This is a genomic window from Acidihalobacter aeolianus, from assembly GCF_001753165.1.
In the GTDB taxonomy this organism is placed as follows: Bacteria; Pseudomonadota; Gammaproteobacteria; order DSM-5130; family Acidihalobacteraceae; genus Acidihalobacter; species Acidihalobacter aeolianus.
Genome location: NZ_CP017448.1, coordinates 2,669,183 through 2,694,407, shown reverse-complemented (window position 1 = coordinate 2,694,407; position 25,225 = coordinate 2,669,183). Strand labels below are relative to the sequence as shown.

At 59.9% G+C, this 25,225-nt stretch carries 24 protein-coding genes (1 of these 24 only partly in view); 14 read left to right on the top strand and 10 right to left on the bottom strand.

Annotation, left to right across the window (positions count from 1 at the left end; genetic code table 11):
* Window positions 1-13 precede the first annotated feature (13 nt).
* From BJI67_RS12425 to BJI67_RS12415, 3 genes are read left to right on the top strand one after another with little or no spacing between them, the layout of a single operon-like run.
* Window positions 14-439 (top strand): rhodanese-like domain-containing protein, encoded by a 426-nt coding sequence (locus tag BJI67_RS12425; protein WP_070073288.1) that lies wholly within the window; start codon window positions 14-16, stop codon window positions 437-439.
* A 41-nt stretch (window positions 440-480) separates the two neighbouring features.
* A complete protein-coding gene (locus BJI67_RS12420) occupies window positions 481-1,137 on the top strand; it encodes a thiopurine S-methyltransferase (protein ID WP_070073287.1) in 657 nt (218 codons plus the stop codon).
* A gap of 38 nt (window positions 1,138-1,175) precedes the next feature.
* Window positions 1,176-1,889, top strand: a complete 714-nt coding sequence (locus tag BJI67_RS12415) for a DUF1003 domain-containing protein (RefSeq protein WP_070073286.1) — start codon at window positions 1,176-1,178, stop codon at window positions 1,887-1,889.
* 8 nt (window positions 1,890-1,897) lie between these two features.
* On the opposite strand, the gene BJI67_RS12410 is transcribed toward BJI67_RS12415, so the two are convergent.
* On the bottom strand, window positions 1,898-2,527 hold the full coding sequence (locus tag BJI67_RS12410) for a LysE/ArgO family amino acid transporter (protein WP_070073285.1): 630 nt from the start codon (window positions 2,525-2,527) through the stop codon (window positions 1,898-1,900).
* Window positions 2,528-2,596: 69 nt separating this feature from the next.
* On the opposite strand from BJI67_RS12410, the gene BJI67_RS12405 reads away from it, so the two are divergent.
* Window positions 2,597-3,052 (top strand): NUDIX hydrolase, encoded by a 456-nt coding sequence (locus BJI67_RS12405; RefSeq protein WP_231940853.1) that lies wholly within the window; start codon window positions 2,597-2,599, stop codon window positions 3,050-3,052.
* A gap of 46 nt (window positions 3,053-3,098) precedes the next feature.
* Here BJI67_RS12405 and BJI67_RS12400 read toward each other — a convergent pair whose 3' ends face one another.
* The 5 genes from BJI67_RS12400 to BJI67_RS12380 all read right to left on the bottom strand — a co-directional run bounded on the left by BJI67_RS12400 (window position 3,099) and on the right by BJI67_RS12380 (window position 9,085).
* Entirely contained in the window at window positions 3,099-3,896 is a 798-nt protein-coding gene (locus BJI67_RS12400; protein WP_197513086.1) for a hypothetical protein, read from the bottom strand.
* Window positions 3,897-3,983: 87 nt separating this feature from the next.
* A complete protein-coding gene (locus BJI67_RS12395; RefSeq protein WP_070073283.1) occupies window positions 3,984-4,325 on the bottom strand; it encodes a hypothetical protein in 342 nt (113 codons plus the stop codon).
* A 151-nt stretch (window positions 4,326-4,476) separates the two neighbouring features.
* A complete protein-coding gene (locus BJI67_RS18325) occupies window positions 4,477-6,159 on the bottom strand; it encodes a methyl-accepting chemotaxis protein (protein ID WP_083250861.1) in 1,683 nt (560 codons plus the stop codon).
* Between the two features lie 354 nt (window positions 6,160-6,513).
* Window positions 6,514-7,590, bottom strand: coding sequence for a carbohydrate porin (locus BJI67_RS12385; protein ID WP_197513084.1), 1,077 nt, complete (start codon window positions 7,588-7,590; stop codon window positions 6,514-6,516).
* An 82-nt stretch (window positions 7,591-7,672) separates the two neighbouring features.
* Complete coding sequence (locus BJI67_RS12380) at window positions 7,673-9,085, bottom strand: HDOD domain-containing protein (RefSeq protein ID WP_070073280.1); 1,413 nt, start codon at window positions 9,083-9,085, stop codon at window positions 7,673-7,675.
* Between the two features lie 159 nt (window positions 9,086-9,244).
* Here BJI67_RS12380 and motA point away from each other — a divergent pair, with 159 nt between their 5' ends.
* The 5 genes from motA to BJI67_RS12355 all read left to right on the top strand — a co-directional run bounded on the left by motA (window position 9,245) and on the right by BJI67_RS12355 (window position 15,259).
* Window positions 9,245-10,102, top strand: a complete 858-nt coding sequence (gene motA / locus BJI67_RS12375) for a flagellar motor stator protein MotA (RefSeq protein ID WP_070073279.1) — start codon at window positions 9,245-9,247, stop codon at window positions 10,100-10,102.
* Window positions 10,103-10,113: 11 nt separating this feature from the next.
* Entirely contained in the window at window positions 10,114-11,034 is a 921-nt protein-coding gene (gene motB / locus BJI67_RS12370; protein ID WP_070073278.1) for a flagellar motor protein MotB, read from the top strand.
* Complete coding sequence (locus BJI67_RS12365) at window positions 11,031-12,221, top strand: MFS transporter (RefSeq protein ID WP_070073277.1); 1,191 nt, start codon at window positions 11,031-11,033, stop codon at window positions 12,219-12,221. The genes motB and BJI67_RS12365 overlap by 4 nt, the downstream gene beginning before the upstream one ends.
* Window positions 12,222-12,227: 6 nt before the next feature.
* Window positions 12,228-14,186, top strand: coding sequence for a VTT domain-containing protein (locus BJI67_RS12360; RefSeq protein ID WP_070073276.1), 1,959 nt, complete (start codon window positions 12,228-12,230; stop codon window positions 14,184-14,186).
* Between the two features lie 83 nt (window positions 14,187-14,269).
* Window positions 14,270-15,259: a cation diffusion facilitator family transporter gene (locus BJI67_RS12355; RefSeq protein WP_070073275.1), complete on the top strand. Its 990-nt coding sequence runs from the start codon at window positions 14,270-14,272 to the stop codon at window positions 15,257-15,259.
* Between the two features lie 6 nt (window positions 15,260-15,265).
* On the opposite strand, the gene BJI67_RS12350 is transcribed toward BJI67_RS12355, so the two are convergent.
* Together BJI67_RS12350 and BJI67_RS12345 are read right to left on the bottom strand one after the other, a co-directional pair.
* Window positions 15,266-17,938, bottom strand: a complete 2,673-nt coding sequence (locus tag BJI67_RS12350) for a glycosyltransferase family 39 protein (protein ID WP_070073274.1) — start codon at window positions 17,936-17,938, stop codon at window positions 15,266-15,268.
* 4 nt (window positions 17,939-17,942) lie between these two features.
* A complete protein-coding gene (locus BJI67_RS12345) occupies window positions 17,943-19,283 on the bottom strand; it encodes a chloride channel protein (RefSeq protein ID WP_070073273.1) in 1,341 nt (446 codons plus the stop codon).
* 178 nt (window positions 19,284-19,461) lie between these two features.
* On the opposite strand from BJI67_RS12345, the gene argC reads away from it, so the two are divergent.
* From argC to erpA, 4 genes are all read left to right on the top strand, one after another.
* On the top strand, window positions 19,462-20,496 hold the full coding sequence (argC, locus tag BJI67_RS12340) for an N-acetyl-gamma-glutamyl-phosphate reductase (RefSeq protein ID WP_070074139.1): 1,035 nt from the start codon (window positions 19,462-19,464) through the stop codon (window positions 20,494-20,496).
* Between the two features lie 158 nt (window positions 20,497-20,654).
* On the top strand, window positions 20,655-21,227 hold the full coding sequence (locus BJI67_RS12335; protein ID WP_156782142.1) for a DUF6776 family protein: 573 nt from the start codon (window positions 20,655-20,657) through the stop codon (window positions 21,225-21,227).
* A gap of 3 nt (window positions 21,228-21,230) precedes the next feature.
* Window positions 21,231-21,656 carry a bactofilin family protein gene (locus BJI67_RS12330; protein ID WP_070073271.1) on the top strand — a complete coding sequence of 142 codons (426 nt, stop codon included), beginning with the start codon at window positions 21,231-21,233 and terminating at the stop codon, window positions 21,654-21,656.
* Window positions 21,657-21,724: 68 nt separating this feature from the next.
* Entirely contained in the window at window positions 21,725-22,084 is a 360-nt protein-coding gene (gene erpA, locus BJI67_RS12325) for an iron-sulfur cluster insertion protein ErpA (protein WP_070073270.1), read from the top strand.
* A gap of 72 nt (window positions 22,085-22,156) precedes the next feature.
* Here the strand turns inward: erpA and BJI67_RS12320 are convergent, their stop codons facing one another.
* Window positions 22,157-23,284 (bottom strand): anhydro-N-acetylmuramic acid kinase, encoded by a 1,128-nt coding sequence (locus tag BJI67_RS12320; RefSeq protein ID WP_070073269.1) that lies wholly within the window; start codon window positions 23,282-23,284, stop codon window positions 22,157-22,159.
* A complete protein-coding gene (locus BJI67_RS12315; protein ID WP_070073268.1) occupies window positions 23,285-24,673 on the bottom strand; it encodes a M23 family metallopeptidase in 1,389 nt (462 codons plus the stop codon). It lies immediately after the preceding gene.
* Window positions 24,674-24,763: 90 nt separating this feature from the next.
* On the opposite strand from BJI67_RS12315, the gene tyrS reads away from it, so the two are divergent.
* On the top strand, window positions 24,764-25,225 hold the beginning of the coding sequence (tyrS, locus tag BJI67_RS12310; protein ID WP_070073267.1) for a tyrosine--tRNA ligase. It continues 762 nt past the right edge of the window; the window shows 462 of its 1,224 coding nt (coding positions 1-462); the start codon lies at window positions 24,764-24,766; the stop codon falls past the right edge of the window.

Genomic DNA, 25,225 nt, shown 5'->3' with positions numbered 1-25,225 from the left:
CGAGGCATCCGATATGTACGATCTGTTCAAACCCGAACAACCTGCAAGCCTGATGGATTTCGTCAAGGCCGCCAAATCCTGCGTGCACGAGATCGACGCGGACGAGCTACAGCGCATGAAGGCGGAGAAGCCCGATCTGCTGATTCTGGATGTGCGGGAGTCCTCCGAGCATGAGCAGGGGCACATCGAAGGCGCTCATCTGGTCCCGCGGGGCATCATCGAGGCGGCTGCAGATCCTGCCTTTCCGAATCACGACGAGATTCTGGTGGCGGCCCGCAACCGTCCTATAGTCACCTACTGCGCCGCCGGCGGCCGCTCGGCCATGGCTGCCGCAGTGCTGCAGATGATGGGGTTCGGAGAAGTGTACAGTCTGGCCGGTGGGTTTGGCGGTTGGACGCAGGCCGGCAAGCCGGTGGTACACGAGGCGCGTTACATCTGATCCCGCCCGGCCCAACAGCCCGCGCAGCGGGAGGAGGCGATATGCAATCGGAGTTCTGGCTCGAACGCTGGCGCAACCAGCAGATCGGATTTCATCAGGAACGCATCAACCCGCACCTTGAGGCACACTGGCCGGCACTGGACGCCAAGGCAGGCACCCGCGTGTTCGTCCCGCTGTGCGGCAAGAGCCGCGACATGCTCTGGTTGGCCGCACAGGGTTATCGGGTGACCGGCATCGAGCTCAGTCCGCTCGCGGTGGAGGCCTTCTTCGCCGAGAGCGACCTCGCGCCGACGCGGCGACACCAAGGGATATTTGAAGTCTGCAGCGCAGGTGAGATCGAGATTTTCTGCGGTGACTTTTTCGCGCTTTCGGCAGAGGATCTGGCGGGCGTGACCGCGGTCTACGATCGGGCCTCGCTGGTCGCGTTGCCGCCGGACATGCGCCAGCGTTATGCCGCGCACATGGCGCATTTGCTGCCGCCAGACGTACAGATCCTGCTGGTCACCTTCGATTATTCGCAGGACGAGATGTCTGGTCCGCCCTTCGCGGTGAGCGAGGATGAAGTACATGGGCTCTACGACGATACGTTTGCCATCCGCAAGCTTGCCGACCTCGACGCATTGGCTGAAAACGCACGCTTTCGTCAGGCGGGGTTGACGCGGTTGCGCGAGCGCGTGTTCGTGTTGCATCGGCGCTGAGTCTCTCCATCTCGTGTATGCAGCAGTGGAGGAGCTGAATGAGCACCGGCAAGCACGAGCCTAGGTCGGTATGCCAGGTCTGCGGAAACGTGTTTCCGCGTCACCAACTGCTCCCCGGCAGCTTGATACGCCGTGGCGTGGTCGATCTGATCCGCGAGTCGCATCCCGATTGGGACGAATCGGGGTACGTCTGCCTGGGCTGTCTCAACCGCTTGCGTAGTGAGTATGTCGAGCGCCTGATGGAGCGTGAATTCGGCGAGCTCGACGAACTCGAACGGGCCGTCGCCAAGAGCCTTTCCGAGCACGAGCTGCTCGCCGAAAACATCAACGAGGCCTTCGACGAGCGGTTGAGCATCGGCCAGCGGATCGCCGACAAGGTGGCGGAATTCGGTGGCAGTTGGAGCTTTATTCTGAGCTTCATCGCCTTCATCTTCGTCTGGGTACTGCTCAACACCGTGCTGCTCATCTGGCGGCCTTTCGATCCCTATCCCTTCATTCTGCTCAACCTGGTGCTGTCCATGCTTGCGGCCTTTCAGGCTCCGGTGATCATGATGAGCCAGAATCGGCAGGAGGCGCGCGACCGCCTGCGTGCGCAAAGCGACTATAAGGTCAATCTCAAGGCCGAACTCGAAATCCGATTAATCAACGAAAAGCTCGACCAGTTGATCCACCACCAGCTCACCCGATTGCTGGAGGTGCAGGAAATCCAGATGGAGATGATCGACGAGCTGGCCCGCCGCGGGCGTCGCTGAAGCGGGCGCTAGCCCCGCAGCAGGGCCATGCCCGCATCGAGGAAAATCCAGGTGACGTAGAGCATGACCGCGGCGATGCCGAGGTTGATCATGCGCCATACCCGGGGGCGGGTGAGCCAGCGCGAAAGCAGGGCGGTGAGCAGCGTGACGCCGAAGAACCAGCTGACGGAAGCGGTTACGGCACCGCCGGTAAAGGCGATGCGGGCAGGCCCCGCATAATGTAGCGCAAACGTGCCGAGAAGTACGGCAGTGTCCAGCCAGGCATGCGGGTTGAGCCAGCTTAGCGCCAAGGTGTTGAGCACGATGCCGCGGCGCGGCGCGGTCTGTGAGCCCGTATCGATCGTCAGCGCCTGATTGGCGAGCAGGGCATCGCGCCCGGCACGATAGGCATGCTGCGCGAGGAACAGCGCGCCGAAGAAATAAAATGCGGTTTCGACGCGCGGACTGGCCTCGACCAGGGCGCCGAGTCCCATCACGCCCAGCAGGATCAGTCCGAGATCGCTCAGGCTGCAGATCGCGGCGATCAGCCAATGGTGCTCGCGGCGGATCGCCTGACGCAGTACATAGGCGTTCTGTGCGCCGATCGCGACGATCAGGCTCAGGCCCATGAGCAATCCATTGGTGTAGCCTTCGAGCATACAGGCGGGTCCGTTGATGAGCGGGCGATTCTAGCAGTGCCTGGGGCGGTACGCGCCGGAGTGTGGAGCGTGTCATCTGTGGCAGGTAAGCTTGAGGCATCCTGCGACGAGGATGTAGCCATGGCCTTCGACGATTTTTACCGACTCTCCGCGCACGCGGTCATTACCGACGCCGAGGGGCGGGTACTGATGCTCAAGGCGAACTACGCGGAGCGACGCTGGGGTCTGCCAGGCGGAGCCGTCGATCCGGGGGAAACCCTGCTAGAAACTGTGGTGCGCGAATGCCGTGAGGAACTTGGATGCGAGGTCGAGGTGACCTACCTCAGCGGGATCTACTATCACGGCGCGCTCAATTCGCACTCGGCGATCTACCGGGCTTCACTGGTGGAGCCGGCGCAAATCATGCTCAGCGAGGAACATTCCGAATGGGGATATTTTCCGCTCGAAGCCCTGCGTCCGGTGCAACGCGAGCGCGTTACCGCCTGCCTGGATTTCACTGGGCGCATCAACTACGCGGCCTTCTGACCCGTCGCCGGGTTGAAAGGCCGCGTGGGTCAGAAGCGCCAATACATCAGAAGACGATCTGTCCCCCGAGACCGATGCCATAGCTGGCGCTGCCGTTGCTCAGGCCCTTGTCGAAGTAGAGCTGGAAACCGCTGCCCTGTGGGTTGATGTTGTGGTTCCAGGCGACGATCAGGTCCGCCGGTCCGGCGTAACCCTTCTGCTCCGACTGCGAACCGGAGAACATCGCGGTGATGATGTTCGCCTGCGAACGCGGCAATACATAGCTCGCTCCGAAGTCGTAGGTGGCGATGTTCTGCAGGTTCGAGTTCGCCGGCTTGCCGACCAGGCGATAGCCGATGTGGGCGAACGGGAAGGTGTAATACCCCGCGCGGGCGTCGAAACCCAGGCCGGCCTCGTAGTCGTTCTGCCCGGTGCCGAGTCCGGCGGAATGCGAGGCGGTGGCGATCTTGACCTTGGCATAGGGATGGATGCCGATGCGGCCGTCGCGTGCGTGGGTGGCCGAATAGCGCACGGTGAACCATGTATCGCCCATGCCGGAGGCCGAGCGGGTCTGCGTCTGCGTGCCGCCGCGGCTGGACAGGTTGCTGCCGGCGAGGGTGGCTCCCTGCGGGAGCCCGCTGACAGACTCGTAGGCCAAAGTCATTTTGACCCGTAGACGACCCTTGCGGTACTGGGCGTAGATCGGAACGTAGAAGATATCGATGTTGTTGGCAGTGCCGTAGGTGCCGCTGAAATAGGCCGGTACGCTACCCACGGTGATGCGTGCTTGCCCGGCTTGTGCCAGCGGTGATGCGCACAGCATTGCCACGGCGCACGCGATCGTCGCTCGATAGGTCGCTTGCATGATTGCCTCTCCCTGAGACCAGATGTTGTTGTTATGCGTGCCCCCGATGCGTCGGTTAAGAAGCGGCCGTATCGGGGGACGTGTGGCTTAGTGATCGACTTCGGGCTTTTGTACGTCGGGGCGCTGGATATCCGGCGCCGAGATGTCAGGTGTCTGTATATCCGGATGATCGATTTCCGGTTTCTCCACCTCAGGCTTCTCCACTTCCGGAGTCTCGACATCGGGGAGGTCGACGCTGGCGCCGTTGTTGTCGGGTTGGATCGAGTCACCGTCCGGGGTGTCTGGGGTGGTGCTGCCGAGGCTGGACGGGGTGGTTACATCAGGGGTGTTGTCCACCGCCGCGACTGCCGCGCCGAAGGTGGCGAGGTTGATACCGAAGGCGGCGATAAGTGCGACGAGCAGACGACGGGTGTGGGGATTCTGGTACATGAGGTCGGTCTCCTGATCCGTTTCTTAAGTTTTGTCCGGAGCTGCGGTTTGTCCCGCGCTCACCTGAAAACACGAGCGTAAACGGCGAAAGGTTCCGTCCTGTTTCGCGCGCAGGCCGGCAGCTGCCGGCTCGCGTGCGTGTTGATCCTGCTTAAATCTTGAATTGGTTCACCAGCGACTGCAGCTCTGCCGACAATCTGGCCAGTTCCTCGCTAGCCGTGGCGGTCTGCTGTGCTCCGGTTGCCGTCTGGTCGGTAGCGTGGCTGATATTGCTGATGTTACGGTTGATTTCCTCGGCTACCGAGGACTGTTCCTCCGCTGCGCTTGCGATCAACGCGTTCATGTCGTTGATTCGGGTGACGGACTGACTGATCGTGTCGAGTGAGACGCCAGCGTCGCGAGCCTGGGTGACGCTAGCCTGAGCCTTCTCTCGGCCCGTGGTCATGGCACTGACGGCGCTCTTCGAGCCATCTTGGAGGCGCTCGATCATGCCGCGAATTTCTTCGGTCGAGTCCTGGGTCCGCATGGCTAGGGTACGAACCTCGTCGGCCACCACAGCGAATCCGCGTCCCTGTTCGCCGGCGCGGGCAGCCTCGATTGCCGCATTCAGGGCCAGCAAGTTGGTCTGTTCAGAGATACCGTTGATGACTTCGAGTACACGGCCGATCTGCGCACTGTCGCTTTCCAGTGCATGAATGACCTGTGCGGTACGTTCCACCTCGTCGGCCAGTTGGCTGATGGCGGAGATGGTGTTGCCCACGACCTTCTGACCCTGCACCGTGGCACCGTGTGCATCCTGGGCCGCGTGCGCAGCATCGTTGGCGTTCTTGGCCACTTCCAGCACGGTGGAGGACATTTCGTTCATGGCCGCGGCGACCTGGTCGGTTTCGTTTTGCTGGTTGCCGACGTGGCGGCTGGTTTCCTCACTGGTGGCGGACAGTTCTTCCGCGGCGGCTGCAAGCTGTGCGGTCGAACCGGCCACCTGACTGACGACGTTCTGGATGCGTTCGACGAACTGGTTGAAGGCAACGGCGAGCTGGTCGAGTTCGTCCTGCCCGCGTGTGGTCATGCGTCGAGTCAGGTCGCCTTCGCCCTGTGCAATGTCGCGCATGGTGTCTACCGTAAGATGTAGGCGGTTGCGCATACTCAGTACGGCGATACCGATAAGCGTGGCGCCCAGCACCAAGGCCAAGGCCAGCAGACTCAGGCTATAGATGTTGGACAGCCGGAGGTCCTTGATCACTTGCTGTTTATCTTTGAGCGCACGGGCATGAACCATTTCTGTGAGCGTGATCAGCTCGGCATCGATCTGTTCGGACAGGGGGTAAGCCGCAGTAACGAGCTCGTTTTCGGCTGACGCATACTCCATCGTCTTGAGGCGCGAAATGGTTAGCTCATAGTCAGCCTTGCTCTTCTCCCACAACTTGCCGATGTGGGCGAGTTTGTCCTTGAATTCAGGCGTGTCCGCAGCGAGCGAAGTGGCACGCTTATAGGCCGCATCCGCTTCCGCTACATGTTTGAGCGCGGCCTCTGCGTACACCCCTTTGAGGCTTTTTTCCATCAACGCCTGCGTGAGTTGCGGATTCACACCGCCAATGCGGGTGAGATTCATGTTGAGCACGTTGTCGCGAATGGCGAGCCCGGCGCGCAGGGTTGCACCGCCCATTCGTTGTAGCGAGTTGAGCAGTGCGGCTTCGTGGTCGCTACGCAGGGTGTCGGTGCGGATGACGGTGCTGAACCAGACCGGGGTCAACACGGCGGCGATGGCCAGTATTGCCGCCGCGGCCACGCTGGCCATGATGCGTGCCGTAATCGTACGAACCATAATTGGCATAATGATTCCTTATAGTTATCTTGGAATTATGTTTTTCGACTCCGACTCGCCGAAGAACGACGGCACCCCTTTCTGGAGGAGCTGAGGTCGGGAAAGCCTGCTCGATCAATTTATCGGCGGGCTATAAAGTATCTTTAATGGTGGATTATGTATCGCCGGATGATATGCCGCCACCAGCAGGACTAATCAGCCCTCTGTCCACACTATCGGTAGACTGCTTCCGGAACTGCTTTTCGCGGCTTGCCAGGCGCTGCGAGACGCAAAAACAGACCTTACGGGGGGCTGTAAAATCGCCACTCTGCGCTGCTTCAGTCACAACCAGCATGCCGCTCCATAGAGTGAAGAGGCCCTAGTTCAATCCAGAGCAAGTTGTAGGCGCAGTATAAATACAGATGCGTTGCGATCCGTACCGGATACGTGGGTGATGTACTGAAAATCCGGTTGCAGCGCAAACTGCTCGTTCAAAGCGATCTGATAGGTCGCCTCATAGGTTGTTTCCGTATTTTGTCCGCGCAGCGCAGCGCTGGTCATGCCGATGCTCAAGTGATCGTCTGGGCGTGTGGCGATCGGGGAGGACATGTCGAAGCCTACGCTCAAGTGCCGAGGTACGGGGCTGTCGCTGCCGGGTGCCATACCCAGACGAAGGAAGGCACGCGTATGCCGGACACCGCTACCGTTGAGCGATTGCGATAGGTTGATGTAGCCGCCTGTGAGTGAAGTGGCGGCAATGATGGGGTTAGGTTGTCGATAGCGCCATAAACCGATGCCGATCTGGGTCGGTAGATTGTTTGCATAACCGTAATCGAGTTCGGCGATAGCGAGTGCTCCCTGGCCGATCGGTCCCATGCGCTGCGTTGGGTCGGCCTGAAACAGCCCCACATTCAGGGCGAAGGTGCCTTGGGTACGCCCGAAAACGATGCCGTATCCCGGTTCTGGATAAGTCGAGACGGGCAGGTTGCCGCTCAGGGTGGGATCCAGACCAAAAGAGGCATTCAGCAGAAGGCCAGCCGCGTCGGTGACATCGAACAAGGTATTGAGGTCGATCAGCCCGGCCTGGATGCTGTTGGCATGTGCCCAGGTTTGTCGGTACCAGGCGCTGTAAATTCGGGTGGCATCGGGGGCCTCGATATTCGAGGCTGTCTGGAAATCGCCTATGTAATTCGTGCTGGGTAGGCCACTGCGCACGCCCAGGAAGGAAATGTGAAGTTTGCCGTTGGCGGGTGCGGTGTCGTCACCGATGCGCGCATCCAGGGCCGCAAGCAACATACTGTCGTAAGTGGCGCCACTGCGCAGTGTGCCGTCAGGCGTGTCGACCGCCTCGTTGTTCCAGAGCAGGCTGGCATGATAGGTCGGATCGGCACCGGCTGCGCCAGCCGTCAAGGCGAGCGGTGCCAGGAATGTAGATGCCCATCGGTGTGTTTTTGGGCGCATATTTCTCTCAGTCATTGAATTTTTTCGAACCCTGGCGCCCCACGGGTCGCTGGTCTAGAGCGACCGTCAGGCAGTGGTGGCGTCAAGTCCGCGCAGTCTGGGCGTCGGGATTCGGAAGGGGTGGGTCGCGCGAAAGCGCTTTGACCGTTTGCTGGCAGATGCGTTTGAAGTTTCGGAAAGTTGCTTCGTCAATCCCACAGGCCGGATGCCTCCGATCGGCATAAATCATGCCCTTTGCGGTACCGTTGACGAACAGGGAACAAGCTAGAAACTGTTCGGTGCCAATCAGGCTGGCAACTTCCGACGGTAGCAGGTCCCAGGCCGCCTTTTGCTCGCGGCCCTTGAGCCAGAAAGCGGTGGGCTTTGCCATCAACCGGCAGAATAGATGCCCACCTTCGAGGCGCAGTCTGAATCGGTTGAAGTCCGGTTCGTAGTCGGTGCCGATGACGCTGTCCGCGATCAGCGAAGGGACAGGTTCGCCCTGCTGCTCCATACGGGCGAAAATGACCCGATTGAGGCCAAGACCGCGGTGCAGGACATAAATGCAGGATTCCAAAATGGCGGGGGCATCGTTTCGATTGAATGCCTCAAGGCGTCGTTCTACCCGCGCGCAGACGTCTGATTGGGGCGCCAGGCAAAACGCTGGTGGGCGGGGACGGATTTCCTGGAAAGGTACGTGCTTGAGCAGCGGGAGTGGCGCCAGGCCGTAGGTGTCGCAGTGTTCGTTGAACTCCTCGATGCACTCGTCCACAAGATCCGCGAGGCCGCTCTGATTCAGGCCGAGATAGCTCGCCATGAGCCGCAGATCGCTAATGAGCCCCTCGTTATTCCAACGTGAGACGGCGTGCCAGGCGACCTTGCCCGCCAGCATGACGCCTAGTGCGCGTGGTTCCAGTGCATTCGTGGGTTCCAGGGCGCGGCAGAGCAGTTCGGGCATCTTCCAGGCTTCTGCCAGCGTGCGTCCGGCATCCTCGATACCCGTGCCGAACACGATGTATTCTGCTTCCTGAGCTTGGACGCCTGGCTGCCCTAGCAGGTTGCTCAGTGTTTCCATTTCGGTGGGACTGACCGCCCAGAGCGCGAGCATGCCCAATGGGAACAGCAGAGAGGCCAGAGCCACTTCGCCGGGTTCCAGGTCGCGACGTTCGCGTGCGACGGCTAGTCCGAGCATGCCACCGAGAGCGGCGTGCCCCATGAGCGCGTGATAATGTTCGCGCGGCCCATCGCTGAAATGTTTGTCCGCTATGGGCAGGCTCTTGGCCAGATCCTGGACCGTCGTGACGCCAAGCATCATGGCGGCCTGGCGGAGATTGTTGATCGGGTTGTCCAGGTGGCGATGCCGGATGTGCGTGGCGTGGTAGATCACTGCAGCCGCGAGGGCAGGGTCGGTGGCGATCGCACGCCCAAGCTGTTTGGACGACAGGTTTTCGTCGGCGCCCAGGATTTGCAAGCGATCGACGGTGTCGGCCAGGCACGGGAATTCGGGTTTCTGCATGGGCTTATTGTCCTTATTTCTCCATGGCTTCTAAGCGGCACCTCAAGCAAAAGCCTACATCACGGGTCCGGGTTTCGCTATGATGCAGGACTGATACCTTAACCTTTTCGGCTCGGAACAATAATCAATCGGCATTGGGGCGTCACCAGGGGTTTTTGTGTGAATACCATCATCGGTTCCATTATCGTCATCGGCTGTGTGATCGGCGGCTATATCCTGTCGCACGGCCATCTTGCCGCACTATTTCAGCCTTACGAGTTGCTCATCATTGCCGGTGCCGCCTTCGGGGCGTTCATGATTTCCAACCCGATGAGCCTGGTGATGAAGACCATCAAAGGCGTTCCCAGCCTGTTGGGCGGGTCGAAATATGGCAAGGCGATCTACCTCGACCTGCTGACCCTGATGTATGACCTTTTTACCAAGGCGCGCAAGGAAGGGCTGATGGCTGTGGAATCGGATATCGAGGAGCCCGAGAACAGCGAAATTTTTACAAAATATCCCAAAATCACAAAAAATCATCACGCACTTGAATTCATTGTGGACTATATGCGCCTCATCGTTTCCGGTGGCATGAATCCATTTGAGCTGGATAACCTGATGAGTCTGGAACTGGAGACACATCATCAGGAGTCGCATCAGACACCCAATGCGCTGACACGGGTTGCTGATGGCCTACCCGGATTCGGTATCGTGGCTGCGGTCATGGGCGTAGTCATTACCATGGGCAGCCTGGACAAGCCTCCCCAGGTTATCGGTGAACACGTGGCTGCAGCGCTCGTGGGAACGTTTCTGGGCATCCTTTTGGCTTATGGCTTTGTTGGCCCTCTCGCAATAGCCCTCGAACACCGCGCGCAGGAGGAAGCCAACTTTTTCGAATGCATCAAGACCTGCATTCTTGCGCAGGTGCAGGGCTACAGTCCTCAGATCGCTGTCGAGTTTGGGCGTAAGGCGATGTATGCAGCGGTCCGCCCGAGCTTTCAGGAGCTTGAGGAACATCTCAAGGGAAGCAGAAACTAGGTTTCCGCCCTATGGACGACAAAAAACAGCCAATCGTCATCAAGAAAGTCTTCAAGGGCCACGGCCACCATGGCGGAGCCTGGAAGGTGGCCTATGCCGATTTCGTGACGGCGATGATGGCCTTTTTCCTCTTGATGTGGTTGCTTGGGTCTACGTCCAAGTCGCAGCAGCAAGGTATCTCGAATTTTTTCAAGCACCCCAGCGCTATCCAGGGACCTGGTGGTGCCAGTACCAGCATGATCAAGCTGGGCGGTACCAAGGATATGCCTACGGGGCCTACCCAGATGCATAGTATCGGCGGTTCGCGGGCACCGACTCAGGAGGAAATCCGGCGAGCAGCCGAGGAAAAGGAGCGCCAGCGGATGCAGACGCTGGAGGTTGAGTTGCGCAAGGCGATCAATCGCAGTCAGGCGTTGCGCCCGTTCAAGGATCAGTTGCTGATCGACATCACTCCTGAGGGTCTGCGTATCCAGATCGTGGATAAAGAGAACCGGCCAATGTTCGACCTGGGCAGTGATGTATTGATGCCGTATGCACGCGCGATCCTGGAGAGGATCGGAGATTTTCTCAATCACGTGCCGAATAAGATCAGCATTACCGGCCATACCGACGCGCATCAGTTCCTCAATGCGAATATGAGCAACTGGGAACTGTCCACCGAGCGTGCGAATGCGGCGCGTCGTGCATTGATTGCCGGTGGTATGGACAAGGGCAAGGTGGCGCGCATCGTCGGCTTGGGCGATACGGTATTGTTCGACAAGAAAAATCCGCTCGCGGCCGTGAATCGGCGCATCAGTATCATCGTGCTGAACAAGCAGACTGAAGAGGCGATGGCCAAAGGTGATGCCTATCTCACAGGCGCGCAGACATCCACGGTTCAAACAGCTTCTGCGCCCGTTGCCGCGCCCGTACCTACACCGCCGCATCCGTGAGTTCTGGAGGAGGTTCCGGCACGCGGCTTGGGTTGCCGCGCAGCGTGGTGGTGCTGGGTGCCGTTTCCTTCCTGAACGATGCGGCATCGGAAATGATCACGCCACTGTTGCCGCTGTTCCTGACCATGACACTGGGGGCCGGGCCGGTGGTTGTGGGGCTTATCGAAGGCGTGGCCGAGGCTACCGCCAGCCTGCTCAAGCTGGTTTCCGGCCGGCTAGCGGATCGTGGGATTCCCCCCAAACGATTGCTGCTCGGCGGTTATGGCATTTCCAACGCAGCCAGACCCTTGATCGGGTTGGCCTTCGGTTGGACCTGGGTTTTGGCCCTGCGTTTTTTCGATCGTGTCGGCAAGGGCATACGCACTTCGCCGCGGGATGCCGTGATCGCTGCCGCGAGCGGCGACGACCGACGAGGCCACGCCTTTGGGTTCCATCGAGCGATGGATAACGCCGGAGCGGTCGTCGGCCCCTTGTTGGCCTTTGCGCTGCTCGGTCTGCAAGTTCCCCTGGGACATGTTTTCCTAGCTTCGGTCGTGCCCGGTCTGCTGGTTATCGGTCTGCTGGTGTTCGGACTCCGTGGGCATGAAACCACCTTGGCGCCCGCGGCTGCCACACCACCGCCCAGCCTGCATTGGCGGGATCTCGACAGCCGCCTTAAGGGACTGCTGCTGGCTGCAGGCGGTCTTGCGCTTGCCGCCGTGCCGGAGGTGTTTTTGGTTCTATGGGCGCAGTCGCGCGGTCTGCACGTGGTGTGGGTGCCGCTGATCTGGGCGGCTGCAAGTCTAGTGAAGAGCCTGCTGTCCTGGCCCGCGGGTGCGCTGTCCGATCGCGTCGGCCGGGTGCCCGTCGTGCTTACGGGCTGGACGCTGCGGGTTATCCTGCTCGTCCTGTTGGCGCATGCCGGCGAACAGACCGGCGTGATCTGGGCGTTGTTTCTAGGGTACGCCGGGGCTCTGGCGCTGACCGAGGGAGCCGAGCGCGCGCTGATCGGCGACCATGCACCGGCACGCCTCAAGGGCACCGCCTTCGGTTTGTACCATCTGCTGACCGGGGCGCTGGCGTTGCCTGGCGCGGTGCTTTTCGGTGCGGTCTGGCAGGGATTCGGCGAGATGGCCGCCTTCCATCTGGCGGCGGTACTTACGGGGATTGCTGCTTTGGGCATGCTGTCTGTATTGCGCAGGGGTTGAACGAAGGTGCACGCCTGGCTGCAGATTATCGTTGCCTGGGTGGCGGATCACCCTGAACTCGCCTGGGGGGTGGTATTCCTGATCGCCCTGGGGGAGTCACTTGCCGTGGTCGGCCTGTTGATACCGGGTAGTGCCATCATGTTCGCCATCGGCGCACTCGTCGCAGCTGGGGCATTGAATCTTTGGACCACGCTTGCGGCGGCGGCTGTGGGTGCGGTGGTCGGGGACAGTCTGAGCTACTGGCTGGGTTATCACTATTGCGACCATGTTCGCGACATGTGGCCGTTTCGTAAACACCCGCAATGGTTGCAGACCGGCGAACGCTTCATTCAGCGGCACGGTGGCAAGAGCGTTTTGTTCGGTCGCTTCGTTGGGCCGGTGAGGCCCATCGTCCCGGTGGTGGCCGGGATGATGCGTATGTCGCCGCGCCGCTTCTTATGGGCCAACCTGCTGTCGGCGCTGCTCTGGGCGCCGGCCTACATGGCCCCCGGCATCGGCTTCGGTGTGGCCTTTGATCTGTTCAGCAGGATCACATTGCGTCTGGCGCTGTTGTTCGGCTTGCTGGTGGGCTTGATGTGGCTCACCGGATGGGCCATCCATCGGATGCATGGCTGGCTGGTGCCGCGTGCTAACGCGACGCTGGCGCTGCTCGTGGCGCAGCGTGAGCAGCGTCCCTGGTTGGGACGTTTTGCCGGCTTGTTGATTGATCCGAGGTCGCCCGATCTCGGCGCCCTCGCAGCGGCATTGGTCGTGGTTGCCGGAGCTGCCTGGGGCTTGCATGAACTGGCCGGAGACCGTGTCTGGTCCCAGGCCGATCAGGCCATCTACGGGTATCTGGCCAAGGTTCGCTCGCCGTGGGGCGACCATGTCATGCAGTGGCTGGGCGGGTTGGGTACCTCTGCTTCCCTGGCGGCGGTAACGCTTTGGGGTGGCTTGTGGTTGGCCCTGGGTCGGCGGCGGCGCCTGCTTTTCTACTGGCTGGCTGCTGCCTTGGTAGGCGTGGTCCTGCAGACATTGGAGACCGGGCTGATGTCGGTCTTGACGGTGCGGCTCAGCGCCGGCGCTGCCTGGCAGGTTTCTCTATACGGTCTGCTCGCCATGCTTGCGGCACGGCGAATGCGAGGGGACTTGCGCTGGCTACCCTATTCGTTGGCCGGATTGATCTTGGCGGCAAGCGGGTTGGCACGTGTGTATCTGGGCAGCGAAGGTTTTTCGGCTTGGCTTGGCGGCGCATTGCTGGGTGTTATCTGGGTGACCCTGGTCGGGGTTGCCTGTCTGACCCATGTCGGGCCGGAGCGCCCGGTCCGTGGTTTGCTGCCGGGAGCCATCGGCGCAGCTTTGCTCGGACTGGTGCTTGGTTTTCACCCACAATTGCCCCACTCGCCACCGGTCATACCCAAACATCCCAGGCCGGAGCAGGTGGAAACGGATTGGTGGCAGGCAGGGTGGCACCGCCTGCCGGCGTATCGTGTCCGCCTGGACGATGATCGTGGAGAACCGCTGAATATCCAGTGGGCGGGGAGTCTCGGGCAGATCATGAGTTTGCTGGTTGCTGCCGGTTGGCAACCGCCCCCGCCGCTTCGGCTGGGCGATGCGTTGAACTGGCTGCTGCCGGGGACACAGCGAAATTTGCCATTGCTGCCCCGCCTGAACGATGGGCGGAGACCTGCGCTGGTACGCATACACGCGCTGGAATCCGGTGCCGGTGGTAATAGTGAACTGGTACTGCGTTTGTGGCCGAGCGGAGTGCGGCTTGCCGATGGCCGTCCCGTGTGGATCGGCAGTCTGCGCAAGCGCCGCCTGCTCGCCCCCTTGGGGCTGTTGCTGTTGCCGCGTTACGGGGAGGCGGCCGTGACGACAACACCCTGGTTGGCCGGAGGTGGCCTGGAGTCACGGGTGGTCTATCGGCAGACGGAGAATGGGCACATCGCGGTGTTGTTGCTGCGTGGAGTGACTACCCGCTGATTGAGGATCCACATGTGGCTTGGCAGCGACGCACCGCCTGTCATACAGTGAAGTATTACCCACCGTCCGAGGCACAATCCACCATGCCGCACACGCACGATTCCCATGGCGATTGCGAACATGATCATGAGCATGATCATGGCGGTAGCGGGCACCACCATCGTCACCACGTGCCTTCCGATCGCAAGCGCCTGCTGGCTGCCCTGTTGCTGACCGGTGGTTTCATGGTGGTCGAGGCAGCTGGCGGTTGGTGGTCGGGTTCGCTGGCCCTCTTGGCGGATGCGGGGCACATGCTGACGGATACCTTTGCCCTGGGCCTGGCATGGATGGCCGTAGGCGTGGCGCGCCGCCCGCCGGATCGTGATCGGACTTACGGCTATCACCGCTTCGAGGTGCTGGCGGCCTTCGTCAATGGGCTGGTGTTGCTGGTGGTCGTGGGGGGCATCTATTATGAGGCGGCGCTCCGCCTGTTTCGTCCGGAACCGGTAGCGGCCGGCGAGATGCTGGTCATTGCCTTCATCGGTCTGCTGGCCAATATCGCGTCCTTCGCGCTGCTGCATGGTGGCCAGCACGAACACGAGCACGCCAATCTCAATCGCCGTGCGGCGCTGTTGCACGTGGCGGGCGACCTGCTGGGTTCCGTCGCTGCGATCATTGCTGCCCTGGTGATTCTCGCTACCGGCTGGATGCCCATCGACCCATTGTTGTCACTGTTGATCGGTTTGCTGATCCTCAGGAGCACATGGGCAGTGATTCGCGAGAGCGGGCAGGTGTTGCTCGAGGCGGCACCGTCTGACATGGACGTGGCGGAACTGAGCTCGGTGCTGCAGCACGAGGTTCCGGGCGTGCTCGACGTGCATCACGTGCATGTCTGGTCGTTGACGCCGGAACGACCGTTGTTGACCTTGCACCTACGCACCTCTCCAGACTGCGATTCGGAACGAATGTTGGCTGCCGTCAAGCGTCTGCTCGCGCAACGTTATGGCATCACCCATTCGGCTGTGCAGATCGAGTCCGGAGCATGTCCGGACGACGACCCGGAACATGCTGGCCACGTACATGCCTGCGGCTGATTAGGCCTAGTGTCGTGAAAATGCCTGCGGCTTGAGAGGTCCGGCGAAGGCGTAGTAGCGGCGCAGAGTTACGCCGAGTCGCTTGAGTTCGAAGCTGCCCAAGGGGCGGTAGCTCACGAATAGACGGCTCAGTTCCCCTGGGCGTGGGTCATGTCCGATGTAGATCCCGACCGTACTCGTTGTCGGTAGGCGCTGCCAGGCGAGATAAGCACTGCCCGAACCGACCTCGAAGGGATCATAGGTCGCCGGCCGGCCCTTCATGTAGAAGGCGAGTACGCTCGCAATCTTGTAATCTGAACCGACGATCCAGGGGGCACGTCCATCCTGCGTTTCCTTGTGCCGCAACTCGTCAACCCAATGTGCCAGCGGACGTCGGTCAAGGGGGAAGGTCAGGGGGTAATTTGGATACGGGATGAGCGGGTGCGCGACTTCTATATGTGCGTACAGCGAGACAACTGCAGCGAAACCGACAGTGATGACGGCAAGCCAGCGCAATAAACGCAGCCGGTGATGAATCATCCCAGCCAGTAAGCCACCTGCTAGCGGGAGGCCTGTTACATACGCGGGGGCGCTCCAATTGGGGCCGCTACTCTGCAGGAAGCTGGCAGCACCGAACAGCCCAAAGGTCAATAAGGCGGGGAATAGCAGAAACGGACGAATTTCGGCTGGTGCCAAACGGTTGCTTTCATCTCCTCCAGGTGGTCGGCGCAGCCAAGCGTAGCCGATGGCAACCGCCACGAGTATGAACACGAGTGGGGTTAATACACCCGCCTGTCCCAAAAGGTATTGCCCAAAGGTGGCGATGCCGGTTGCGTGATCATGGGCGCCAGCTGCGGGGCCGAAACCCTGCTTTAGGTGAAAGATGATGGAATCGAGGTTATTGCGGTATTCCCACAGGATCATGGGAAGTGAAACTACCACTGAAATAACAAGTGCCAGCCAGGGTTTTGCCGACTTCAAACTACGTCGTCCGCGTGCAGTAGCGAGCAGGGCGAGCAGGAGCGCGAGATAGAGCACGATCATGGGGAATTTACTGAGCATCCCAAGCCCGGCACTGACGCCGACCGCCAGCCAATCTACGAGACGGCCGTATTCGAGCGCACGTAGTGTCAGCAGGATGGTAGAGGCCCAGAAGAACAGTAGCGGGGTGTCAGGGGTGCTGATCATGTCGCCAACCGCAAACAGTGGCGTGGTGACCGTTAGTACGAGTGCCCATAAACCGGCCCGGGAATTGCGCCAGTACGCCTTGCCCAACAGGTAGATCATCCAGGCCAGGGTGACGGCCAGGATGCCCGGCATCAGGCGTACGCCCAATGGGTTGGTGCCTACCAATCTAGTGCCGGCATAGATGAGGTACGCGATCATAGGCGGGTGGTCGAAGTACCCCCAGGCGAGATGGCGCGACCACTGCCAGTAGTAAGCCTCGTCGAAGGTAAGCGGTGTCTGCGAGGCGAACAACACGCTGAGTATGCCGGCGCTAACCAGCAGGATGACCACCCAGCTTTGCGCAATTAGCTCGGCCGGTCTTGGTAGTCCCGCAGGCAGCTCCTCGTCACCGGCTGGGAACGCCCAGCGCCGGCTGCCGTAGAAATTCCACAAGCTCGCGGTCACCACGCCCAGGACCAGCGCTATCTGCTCGATAGTAACCGCGTGGACGAGCGCAGCCCACCAGCCGCCGTTGGTAGGCGGTGGCAGACTGACGATGAATTCGAACAGCAGGCTGCGCAATACGAAACCGATCATGCTGACTGCGAGGAATACACTCATGCGTGCGTGCCGGCGTCGTTCGCGGAAGGTCCATAATCGATTGAGTGCGAAGTTGAAACGTGCAGCGATGACGAAGGACAGTGTCTGCGCGAAGAATCCTCCCAGTGTCGGACCGAGTGTCTTGAGCCCGATGTACCAATAGCCAAGTGCGAACATGGCCGAGTCGACGGCCATGCCGAGCAGGCCGATAAGGCCGAACTGCAGATAGCCGACCAAGCGCGGAAAGCGATTACGGTAAAGTGTGGCGAGTTGGACTAGGTAGGCGAGAATGACGGCACTACCGAGCTTGCTGACGCCGTGTGTGCGGTCGCGAAAGACGAAAGGTACCTCAGTCACACGCGCTTGGGGCAGGCGTGCGAACAGTTCTAGCCCGATCTTGTAACCGCGAGGGACGAACTCCATACCCTCGAGCACTTCCTTGCGTAAGGCGAAGAACCCCGATGTGGAGTCTCGGATCGGGGTCAGTGGGCGGGCCATCCAGCAGGCACCCCGCGAAATGATACGGCGCTTGAGTGGCCAGCCTTCCGTGCCGCCGCCGCTGACGTAGCGGCTGGCGATCGCGACATCCGCACCTTTGCGGACTGCGGCCAGCAATTCAGGCAAAAGTTCGGGGGGATGTGAAAGGTCGGCGTCCATGACAGCTACTACATCCCCGCTGGCAGCTGCGAAACCGGCGGAAACGGCCTTGGCGAGACCCTTGTCGGTGGTACGCGTGATCACGCGTACTCGGTCGCCGGCCCGGCGTGCTGTGGCCTCCGCCTCCATTGCAGCAGCGGTGCCGTCGGGGGAGTCGTCGTCGACGATCAGCAGCTCCGCCGGTTCGGGGATTTGCCCGAATGCATCGAGTGTGCGTTGGAGCAGGGCTGCGGCGTTGTCGCGCTCGTTGTAGGTGGGAACGATGACCGACAGCATGCGGCTATGGGGCTTTTGCGTCTGGCGCGACTGTTTCTGCCGCAGCAACGGGCTCCGGGCGCGGGGCGGTTGCCAGGAAATCCTCCGCAAGCGCGCGATAAATGGGTTTCGGGCAGACTAGACGCGAGGTGCCGTAGGCAATGAAGGCCGTAGCCATCAAAGGAATGAGCAGGTCGTTATTGTGCGTCATCTCCATCACGATGACGAACGCGGTAATGGGGGTTTGTACTACGCCAGCAAAATAGGCCACTGTGCCGAGCAAAACCATGGCCGCGAGTTCGGTATGTGGGAACCAATGCGCAAGGTGTGCGCCAAGTCCGGCACCAGTGGCTAAGGAGGGGGCGAAGATGCCGCCGGGTATGCCGCTCCAGTAGGAGATAGCGGTCGCCAGCAGCTTGAGGTATGGGAATGTGTCATTGACGGCTTCGGTATGCTGCACCAGTCCCTTCGCGGCCTCATAGCCAGAGCCGTATGTCAGACCACCCGATGCTAGTCCGATGAACGCGATGCCGAGGCCGCAAATGCCGGCGACGATGAGTGTGTGGCGTTTGTAGATGGGCCTCAGCCAACGTTGTCCGCGGATCAATAGTGTGCTGAACAGCCCGCCGAGCAGTCCTCCGGCGACCCCGCATACCAAGACTGGGAGCAATCCGGTTCTGACTGAAACATTGGCGGGCACGACACCAAGATAGGTGTAGTTACCGAGTAGGGCGATTGAGGTGATACCAGCCAACAACACTGCGGTAATTAGCGTTCCGCTGGTTCTTTCCTCGAAAGAGCGACTCATTTCCTCGATCGCGAAAAGTATTCCGGCCAGCGGGGTGTTGAACGCAGCAGCAATACCGGCAGCGCCGCCGGCCAGTATCATCCCGCGATCCATATAGTGAAACGGAAACCTTCCTAGGCGCCCCAGGCTGAAGAGCACGGCAGCGCCGATGTGCACGGTTGGTCCTTCACGTCCGATCGAGGCACCGCTTAACAGGCCGAGCAGAGTCAGGATGATCTTGCCGAAGGCGATACGCCAAGACAGCATGCGTGCACGCACGGATTCTTCGTGGATATCGAGCGCGGCGATACATTGTGGGATACCGCTGCCTTCCGCTCCCTGAAACCAGCGCTGGGTGATCCAGGCGGCCAACATGATCAACCCGGGCGTGACGACCAGCGGCAAGAAGGGCGAGATGGCCACCAGATGTCGAAAGAGCGCGTTGGCATAATCAGCCGCGCTGGCGAAGAAGCTTGCAACCACGCCGACCAGCACCGCACCGACCCAAAAAATCAGCCGAATACGCCAGCCGTCAGGGGCGAGGCGGCCAAGGGTCGATTGCACGAGCCGTCTGAACATGGAGCCTATGGATGGAAACGGTGCGGATGAATGCGGCCCCCAGACAGCAGTGGCCGCGAAAAGTCGCTTATTGTTGTGTATGCGCCTCCCGAACGCAAGGCAAGCGCACCCGGTGGCGTCCATACCCAGTGTGCTTATAAGATGTCGCACCATCATTCATGAAGCACAGCAGGAAGATATGGAACGGATACGCGTCGGCATTGTTGGCGGCACCGGGTACGGTGGCATTGAGCTCATGCGTTTGTTGCTCTCGCACCCGCAGGCAATGCTGCATTGCTTGGTATCGCGAAGTGAAGCCGGTCGCCGGGTCGATGCTGTGTTCCCACATCTGCGCGGACATACTGACCTGATGTTCGAGGCTGAGGAGACGGCAGACCTGACATCCTGCGACCTGGTTTTTTTCGCTACCCCTAACGGGGTCGCCATGCGGCAAGTGCCCGTGCTGTTGGAGAACGGTGTCCGGGTTATCGATTTGGCCGCTGACTTCAGGTTGCGCGACCCGGATCTGTGGGCACGTTGGTACGGTGAACCACATGCCTGTCCCGAGCTGTTGCAGGATGTGGTCTACGGTTTGCCGGAGTTAAATCGCGATGCGCTGCGCGATGCCCGTCTGGTTGCGAACCCAGGTTGCTACCCAACTGCGGTGATCCTGGCGTTTCTGCCGTTGCTGCGTAGTGGAGCGGCCCCGTTGGGTGCGCTCATTGCAGATGCCAAATCCGGCGTCAGTGGTGCCGGCCGGCGAGCCGTCGTGGGTAATTTGCTGGCGGAGCTAAGTGAAAACTTCAAAGCGTACGGAGTTTCAGGGCATCGCCATCTGCCCGAGATAAAGCAGGCTCTCGATGCAGTGGCCGGCCAGACGCGCGAGTTGCTTTTCGTTCCGCATGTTGTGCCGATGATTCGAGGTATTCACGCGACCTGCTACGCTCAGGTCGCGCCTGATATCGACGTGCAGGCCTTATATGAAGAAACTTATCAGAGGGAGCCTTTCGTCGATGTTCTTCCTCAAGGATCACATCCAGAAACGGCGAGCGTGCGCGGTGTTAATCTTTGCCGCATTGCGTTGCATCGGCAAAGTGAGTCTGGTCATGTGATCGTGCTTTCCGTCATCGATAACTTAGTTAAAGGGGCCGCCGGTCAAGCCGTGCAGAATATGAATCTGATGTTTGGGCTGCCCGAGGATACCGGTCTCCGATATGCACCGGTGGTGCCTTGAGCAGAATGCGCCGTCCGGTGAGCAAAGGTTATGAACTACGCGTGCACCACCCCGTACGTAAGCGTCTGGGGTTTGCGCTTGCGGCCGTGGCGTTGGTGATAGCAGGTGTAGGCTTGTACCTGGCTGGATATAGGGCTTCTGGCATGGTGGCGGGGCACATGCGCAGCGAACTTTCGCAGCTTCGGACACAGGTTTCTTATTTGCAGAAGCGCAACAGCGCATTGCTCGACAAGAGTGCCCAGCTGGGACGCGCCGGCGAGATCGATCGCGAAGCGATGCGACGCGTACAAGCAATGCTCAATCAGATGCAGGGGAAGTTGGCCGACCTGACGGAAGAGGTTTCATTTTACCGTAGTATCGTCTCGCCGCATAAACTCAAGCCCGGATTACACCTACAGCATTTCCAGATAACGGGTGGACAGAGCAAGCAATACCGGTACCGTTTGGTGCTGACTCAGGTTCAGGACAAGCACCGGGTGGTCAAGGGTAAGATCGCGGTGCAGATACTGGGGCAGATGGGTGGCAAGGCAAAGACACTGGATCTGAACCAGATGGGCGCAGGGACTATGGATTTTTCGTTCCGTTACTTTCATGCCTTCAGCGGAGGGTTCGCCTTGCCGGCCGGGTTCACACCTGAGCAAATCGATATTCGGGTGACGCCGTTTACCCGGCATGTGGCCGGCGTCGAGCAGAAAGTATCCTGGAAGCAGGCTACGAGCATGGAGGGTTAGCTCATGTTGGGAGGCAAAAAGAAGTTGCAAGCCGTGAAGGTGGATACCTTGATTGGCAAAGGTACCGTCATTACGGGTGGAGTCAGCTTCGTGGGCGGATTGCATATTGATGGACGCGTCCAGGGCAACGTAACAGCGGGCGATACCAGTGGGACGATGTTGGTGCTCAGCGGCAACGGTGCTATCGAAGGTGAGGTGCATGCCCCGAACATCGTGCTCAACGGTTCGGTTGACGGCGACGTCCATTCGTCAGAGCATCTGGAACTGGCGGCGAATGCGAAGATCAGGGGGGATGTTTACTACAATCTCCTTGAGATGGCTGTGGGTGCCGAAGTCAACGGTAACTTGGTGCATCGGAAGGGCGGAAAGCCTCAGCTCGAGGATCGTCGAGAGGCTACTGAGCAGCCTGAGAATACAGTGGATTCTTGACTAAATTAGTCAACTTAAGATAGCGTTGTTTCCCGTGATGGGAAACGCTGCGATGGAGGGAAGCGTTCATGAGTATCGAAACTGCCGAAACCACGATGCCCGATCCGCTCTTGTTTACCGATTCTGCGGCTCGCAAGGTCAAGGAACTCATCGATGAGGAAAACAACCCGAATCTCAAATTACGGGTGTTTGTAACCGGCGGGGGGTGCTCCGGTTTCCAATACGGATTCACATTCGACGAAAACATCGGTGATGGCGACACCACCGTTGAGAATGCCGGTGTGACCTTGTTGATCGATCCCATGAGTTATCAGTATCTGGTGGGTGCCGAGATCGATTATACCGAGGGGTTGGAGGGGGCTCAGTTTGTCATTCGCAACCCCAATGCCACGACCACCTGCGGTTGTGGTTCGTCCTTCTCGGTTTAAGGTAGTCCAGTAGACGCTATTCAGGACACGGCGAGGCGATTCGTTTTTTTCGTGGGCTTCGCTGTGTCTTCATTAGGCGGAATAGCTTGCGCCTGGGTAGATGGCACCAAGAATCACGGGGTGTCTTGCCCCGGTCACTGAGGGCAGGTTACCCGGGAATCCTTTCAGTGTGCGGTCTGCCAGCCAGGCGAAGGCCGTTGCTTCCACCCAGTCCGGTGCAATGCCGTACGTTTCCGTCGACTCCACGGTGGCGGGTGCCAATAATGCCGACAAGCGTCGCATCAGATGTTTGTTGTGAACCCCGCCGCCACACACCAGCATGCGGTCGCATTTTGAACTGTGCGCGTGGATGGCGTCGGTAACGCTGCGGGCCGTGAGTTCGGTTAGCGTGGCCTGAATGTCGGCTGGAGCAAGTTCGGGCCCTGCGGCCAGCTGCCTCTGGAGCCAAGCCTCGTTGAAGTACTCGCGTCCAGTGCTCTTTGGCGGCTGTGCCATGAAATATGGATCGGTAAGCATCCTGTCGAGCAAGTTTTGATCGATGTGTCCACTGGCTCCCCACTCCCCCGCATGATCGCAGGGTCGATCAAGATGCCGAAGGGCATGCAGGTCGAGTAGCACATTGCCTGGGCCTGTATCGAAGCCTGTTACGTCGTGATCCGCGTCGCTCGGGAGCAGGGAGATATTGGCCATGCCACCAAGGTTGAGAACGACCCTGGCTTCATGCGCCTGGCGAAGGTATGCCCGATGGAATGCCGGTACGAGTGGGGCGCCTTGCCCGCCGGCCGCCATGTCGCGTCGACGGAAGTCTGCTACCGTCGTAATTCCGGTGACTTCGGCGATCACGTTGGGATCACCCAGTTGCATCGTAAACGACGTGGGCAGAGCTGGACGGTGCCATAGGGTCTGACCGTGACTGCCGATTGCGTGAATCTCATCGGGCTTTGTGTGAGTTCCCGTCAGCAGGTCGAGCGCCGTCTGTCCGAAAAGCTTGCCCAGGCGGGAATCCAGCATACCCAGGCGATCCAGGTCGATGGTTTGCGGCGAGGCGATCATCTCCAGGATTTCACGACGCAACTCGCCCGGCATGGGCCTGGTTGTTGCCGATATGTGTTGTATCAAGTCGTCGTCTATTGAGACGAGTACGGCGTCAACGCCGTCCAGACTGGTGCCTGACATCAGGCCGATATAAAACCGTTGCATCTACGGAGTCGGCCCGTTCATGGCGATTGCGGTATTGCGATATGTCGTCAGCATGGCGACCAATGGCTGCGCTCGAGCCTGGAAGTCGCTTAAGTCGCTGGTAGGCAACGGTTGGGCTGCAGGCAGCACGACGGTCAGAGGATTGCGGTGCACGCCGTCAACGCGAAACTCATAGTGTAGATGTGGTCCAGTGGCTAGCCCCGAGCGGCCGACATAGGCGATGACCTGCCCTTGCCGTACATGAGTGCCGGCTTTGAGCCCATGTGCAAAACGCGATAGATGCCCGTAGACCGTGCTGTAATGCTGGCCGTGGCGTAGTACGACGACACGGCCGTAGCCACCCTTCCACCCGATGAAGACGGCCTTCCCATCTCCGGAAGCACGCACGGGTGTGCCGATGGGGGCAGCATAATCCACCCCCTTGTGAGCGCGTATTCGGTTCAAGATCGGGTGTTTGCGCATGCCGAAGCGTGAGCTGATTCGGGTAAACGCCACTGGGGTGCGTAGGAACGCTTTGCGGAGGTTGTTGTGTCCGTCCGGAGAGTAATAGTCGGCATGGCCGTTCCGTCTATAACGGATCGCCACATGGCGTCGCCCTTGTGTGGTGAATTCCGCAGCCTGAATGTGCCCTTCGCCCGCCTTTTCGCCACTCGCGTTGTAGAGTGCTTCCAGTACCACAGTGAAACGGTCGCCCGGCCGTAGATCCTGCGCAAAATCGATGTCCCACCCAAAGATCTCAGCCATTTCCATGATTTGGGCGTTGGATAGACCGGCTTTTTGTCCGTCAATGAACAAGGACTCTCTGATGACCCCGTGTACTTGGGTCAGTCGGTGTTCGTAATGCCGTTCTATGGTGTAGGGGCGATAGGCATTGCCATTGCGAAGGAAACGGGTGAACGTCGTGTCTCCACTGGGCATGTCCAGGCGTTGTAGCGTTCCATGCTTGATGGCGATTTCAATTTTCTGCCCGGGCCTTAGCCGGCTAAGTCGTTCATCTGCTGTATCGGCCTTTATGAGCAGAGAGGTGGCATCACCCATGCCCACCTGGGCCAATAGGGAAGTGAGAGTGTCTCCGCGGCGCACATCCAGGGCGATGGTTTTGAGTTTGCCCTCCGTGTGGGCCCGGGGTTGCGCAGGTTTTTGGGTATCAGAATTTGGTGGGAGCGCCAGTGGAATGTAGTGGCGTGCGGTTGCCTTGGGTTTTTCGATATGATCGACGGCTTTGTTGGAGTGTGTCAGTTTGTTGCCGATGCTTGCGTCTGAATGTGTGGCTGTGGCGATTGCGATCGCTACCATGCAGATCGTTGCCACGAGCAGCGTGTAGCGCAGATATCGGCGGCGGCGAGGCTTGCGCCGATCGACAAGGTATTTGAAGTCCTGCCCGCGCACCGTCTGGTATCTCCATGCAGCATGGGGTTGGAAGCAACATAAACGGGTGGTGGCGGCGGGTCAATGATGGCCATATGATTGGAGTGGTTTATGAAGAAGGTCTCGGTGGAAAAGGCTTTGGCCGAGTTGAGCCGGGGGGTAGAAGAGATTCTGCCGGGCGAGGATCTGGTCAATCTGTTGAAAGAAGATCGGCCACTCAGGATAAAGGCTGGGTTTGACCCCACGGCACCTGACCTACACCTGGGGCACGTGGTGCTGCTTAACAAGCTTCGCCAATTTCAGGAACTCGGGCACGAGGTCCTGTTTCTGATTGGCGACTTCACGGGGATGATCGGTGACCCTACTGGCAAGAGCGCGACCCGCCCTCCATTGACGCGCGATCAGGTCGCGGCCAATGCCCGAACCTACGAAGAACAGATCTACAAAATACTCGACCCATCCAGAACAACCGTGATGTTCAATTCGTCATGGATGGGAGAGATGAGCGCAGCCGATCTTGTTGCCCTAGCGGCCAAGCATACCGTCGCGCGGATGCTCGAGCGGGATGATTTT

Excerpts from the sequence above, each read along its gene's own strand:
- BJI67_RS12425 (WP_070073288.1), top strand. The coding sequence starts at position 14 with ATGTACGATCTGTTCAAACCCGAACAACCTGCAAGCCTGATGGATTTC.
- BJI67_RS12420 (WP_070073287.1), top strand. The coding sequence starts at position 481 with ATGCAATCGGAGTTCTGGCTCGAACGCTGGCGCAACCAGCAGATCGGA.
- BJI67_RS12415 (WP_070073286.1), top strand. The coding sequence starts at position 1,176 with ATGAGCACCGGCAAGCACGAGCCTAGGTCGGTATGCCAGGTCTGCGGA.
- BJI67_RS12410 (WP_070073285.1), bottom strand. The coding sequence starts at position 2,527 with ATGCTCGAAGGCTACACCAATGGATTGCTCATGGGCCTGAGCCTGATC.
- BJI67_RS12400 (WP_197513086.1), bottom strand. The coding sequence starts at position 3,896 with ATGCAAGCGACCTATCGAGCGACGATCGCGTGCGCCGTGGCAATGCTG.
- BJI67_RS12395 (WP_070073283.1), bottom strand. The coding sequence starts at position 4,325 with ATGTACCAGAATCCCCACACCCGTCGTCTGCTCGTCGCACTTATCGCC.
- BJI67_RS18325 (WP_083250861.1), bottom strand. The coding sequence starts at position 6,159 with ATGCCAATTATGGTTCGTACGATTACGGCACGCATCATGGCCAGCGTG.
- BJI67_RS12385 (WP_197513084.1), bottom strand. The coding sequence starts at position 7,590 with ATGCGCCCAAAAACACACCGATGGGCATCTACATTCCTGGCACCGCTC.
- BJI67_RS12380 (WP_070073280.1), bottom strand. The coding sequence starts at position 9,085 with ATGCAGAAACCCGAATTCCCGTGCCTGGCCGACACCGTCGATCGCTTG.
- motB (WP_070073278.1), top strand. The coding sequence starts at position 10,114 with ATGGACGACAAAAAACAGCCAATCGTCATCAAGAAAGTCTTCAAGGGC.
- BJI67_RS12355 (WP_070073275.1), top strand. The coding sequence starts at position 14,270 with ATGCCGCACACGCACGATTCCCATGGCGATTGCGAACATGATCATGAG.
- BJI67_RS12350 (WP_070073274.1), bottom strand. The coding sequence starts at position 17,938 with ATGCTGTCGGTCATCGTTCCCACCTACAACGAGCGCGACAACGCCGCA.
- BJI67_RS12345 (WP_070073273.1), bottom strand. The coding sequence starts at position 19,283 with ATGTTCAGACGGCTCGTGCAATCGACCCTTGGCCGCCTCGCCCCTGAC.
- argC (WP_070074139.1), top strand. The coding sequence starts at position 19,462 with ATGGAACGGATACGCGTCGGCATTGTTGGCGGCACCGGGTACGGTGGC.
- BJI67_RS12335 (WP_156782142.1), top strand. The coding sequence starts at position 20,655 with ATGCGCAGCGAACTTTCGCAGCTTCGGACACAGGTTTCTTATTTGCAG.
- BJI67_RS12330 (WP_070073271.1), top strand. The coding sequence starts at position 21,231 with ATGTTGGGAGGCAAAAAGAAGTTGCAAGCCGTGAAGGTGGATACCTTG.
- erpA (WP_070073270.1), top strand. The coding sequence starts at position 21,725 with ATGAGTATCGAAACTGCCGAAACCACGATGCCCGATCCGCTCTTGTTT.
- BJI67_RS12320 (WP_070073269.1), bottom strand. The coding sequence starts at position 23,284 with ATGCAACGGTTTTATATCGGCCTGATGTCAGGCACCAGTCTGGACGGC.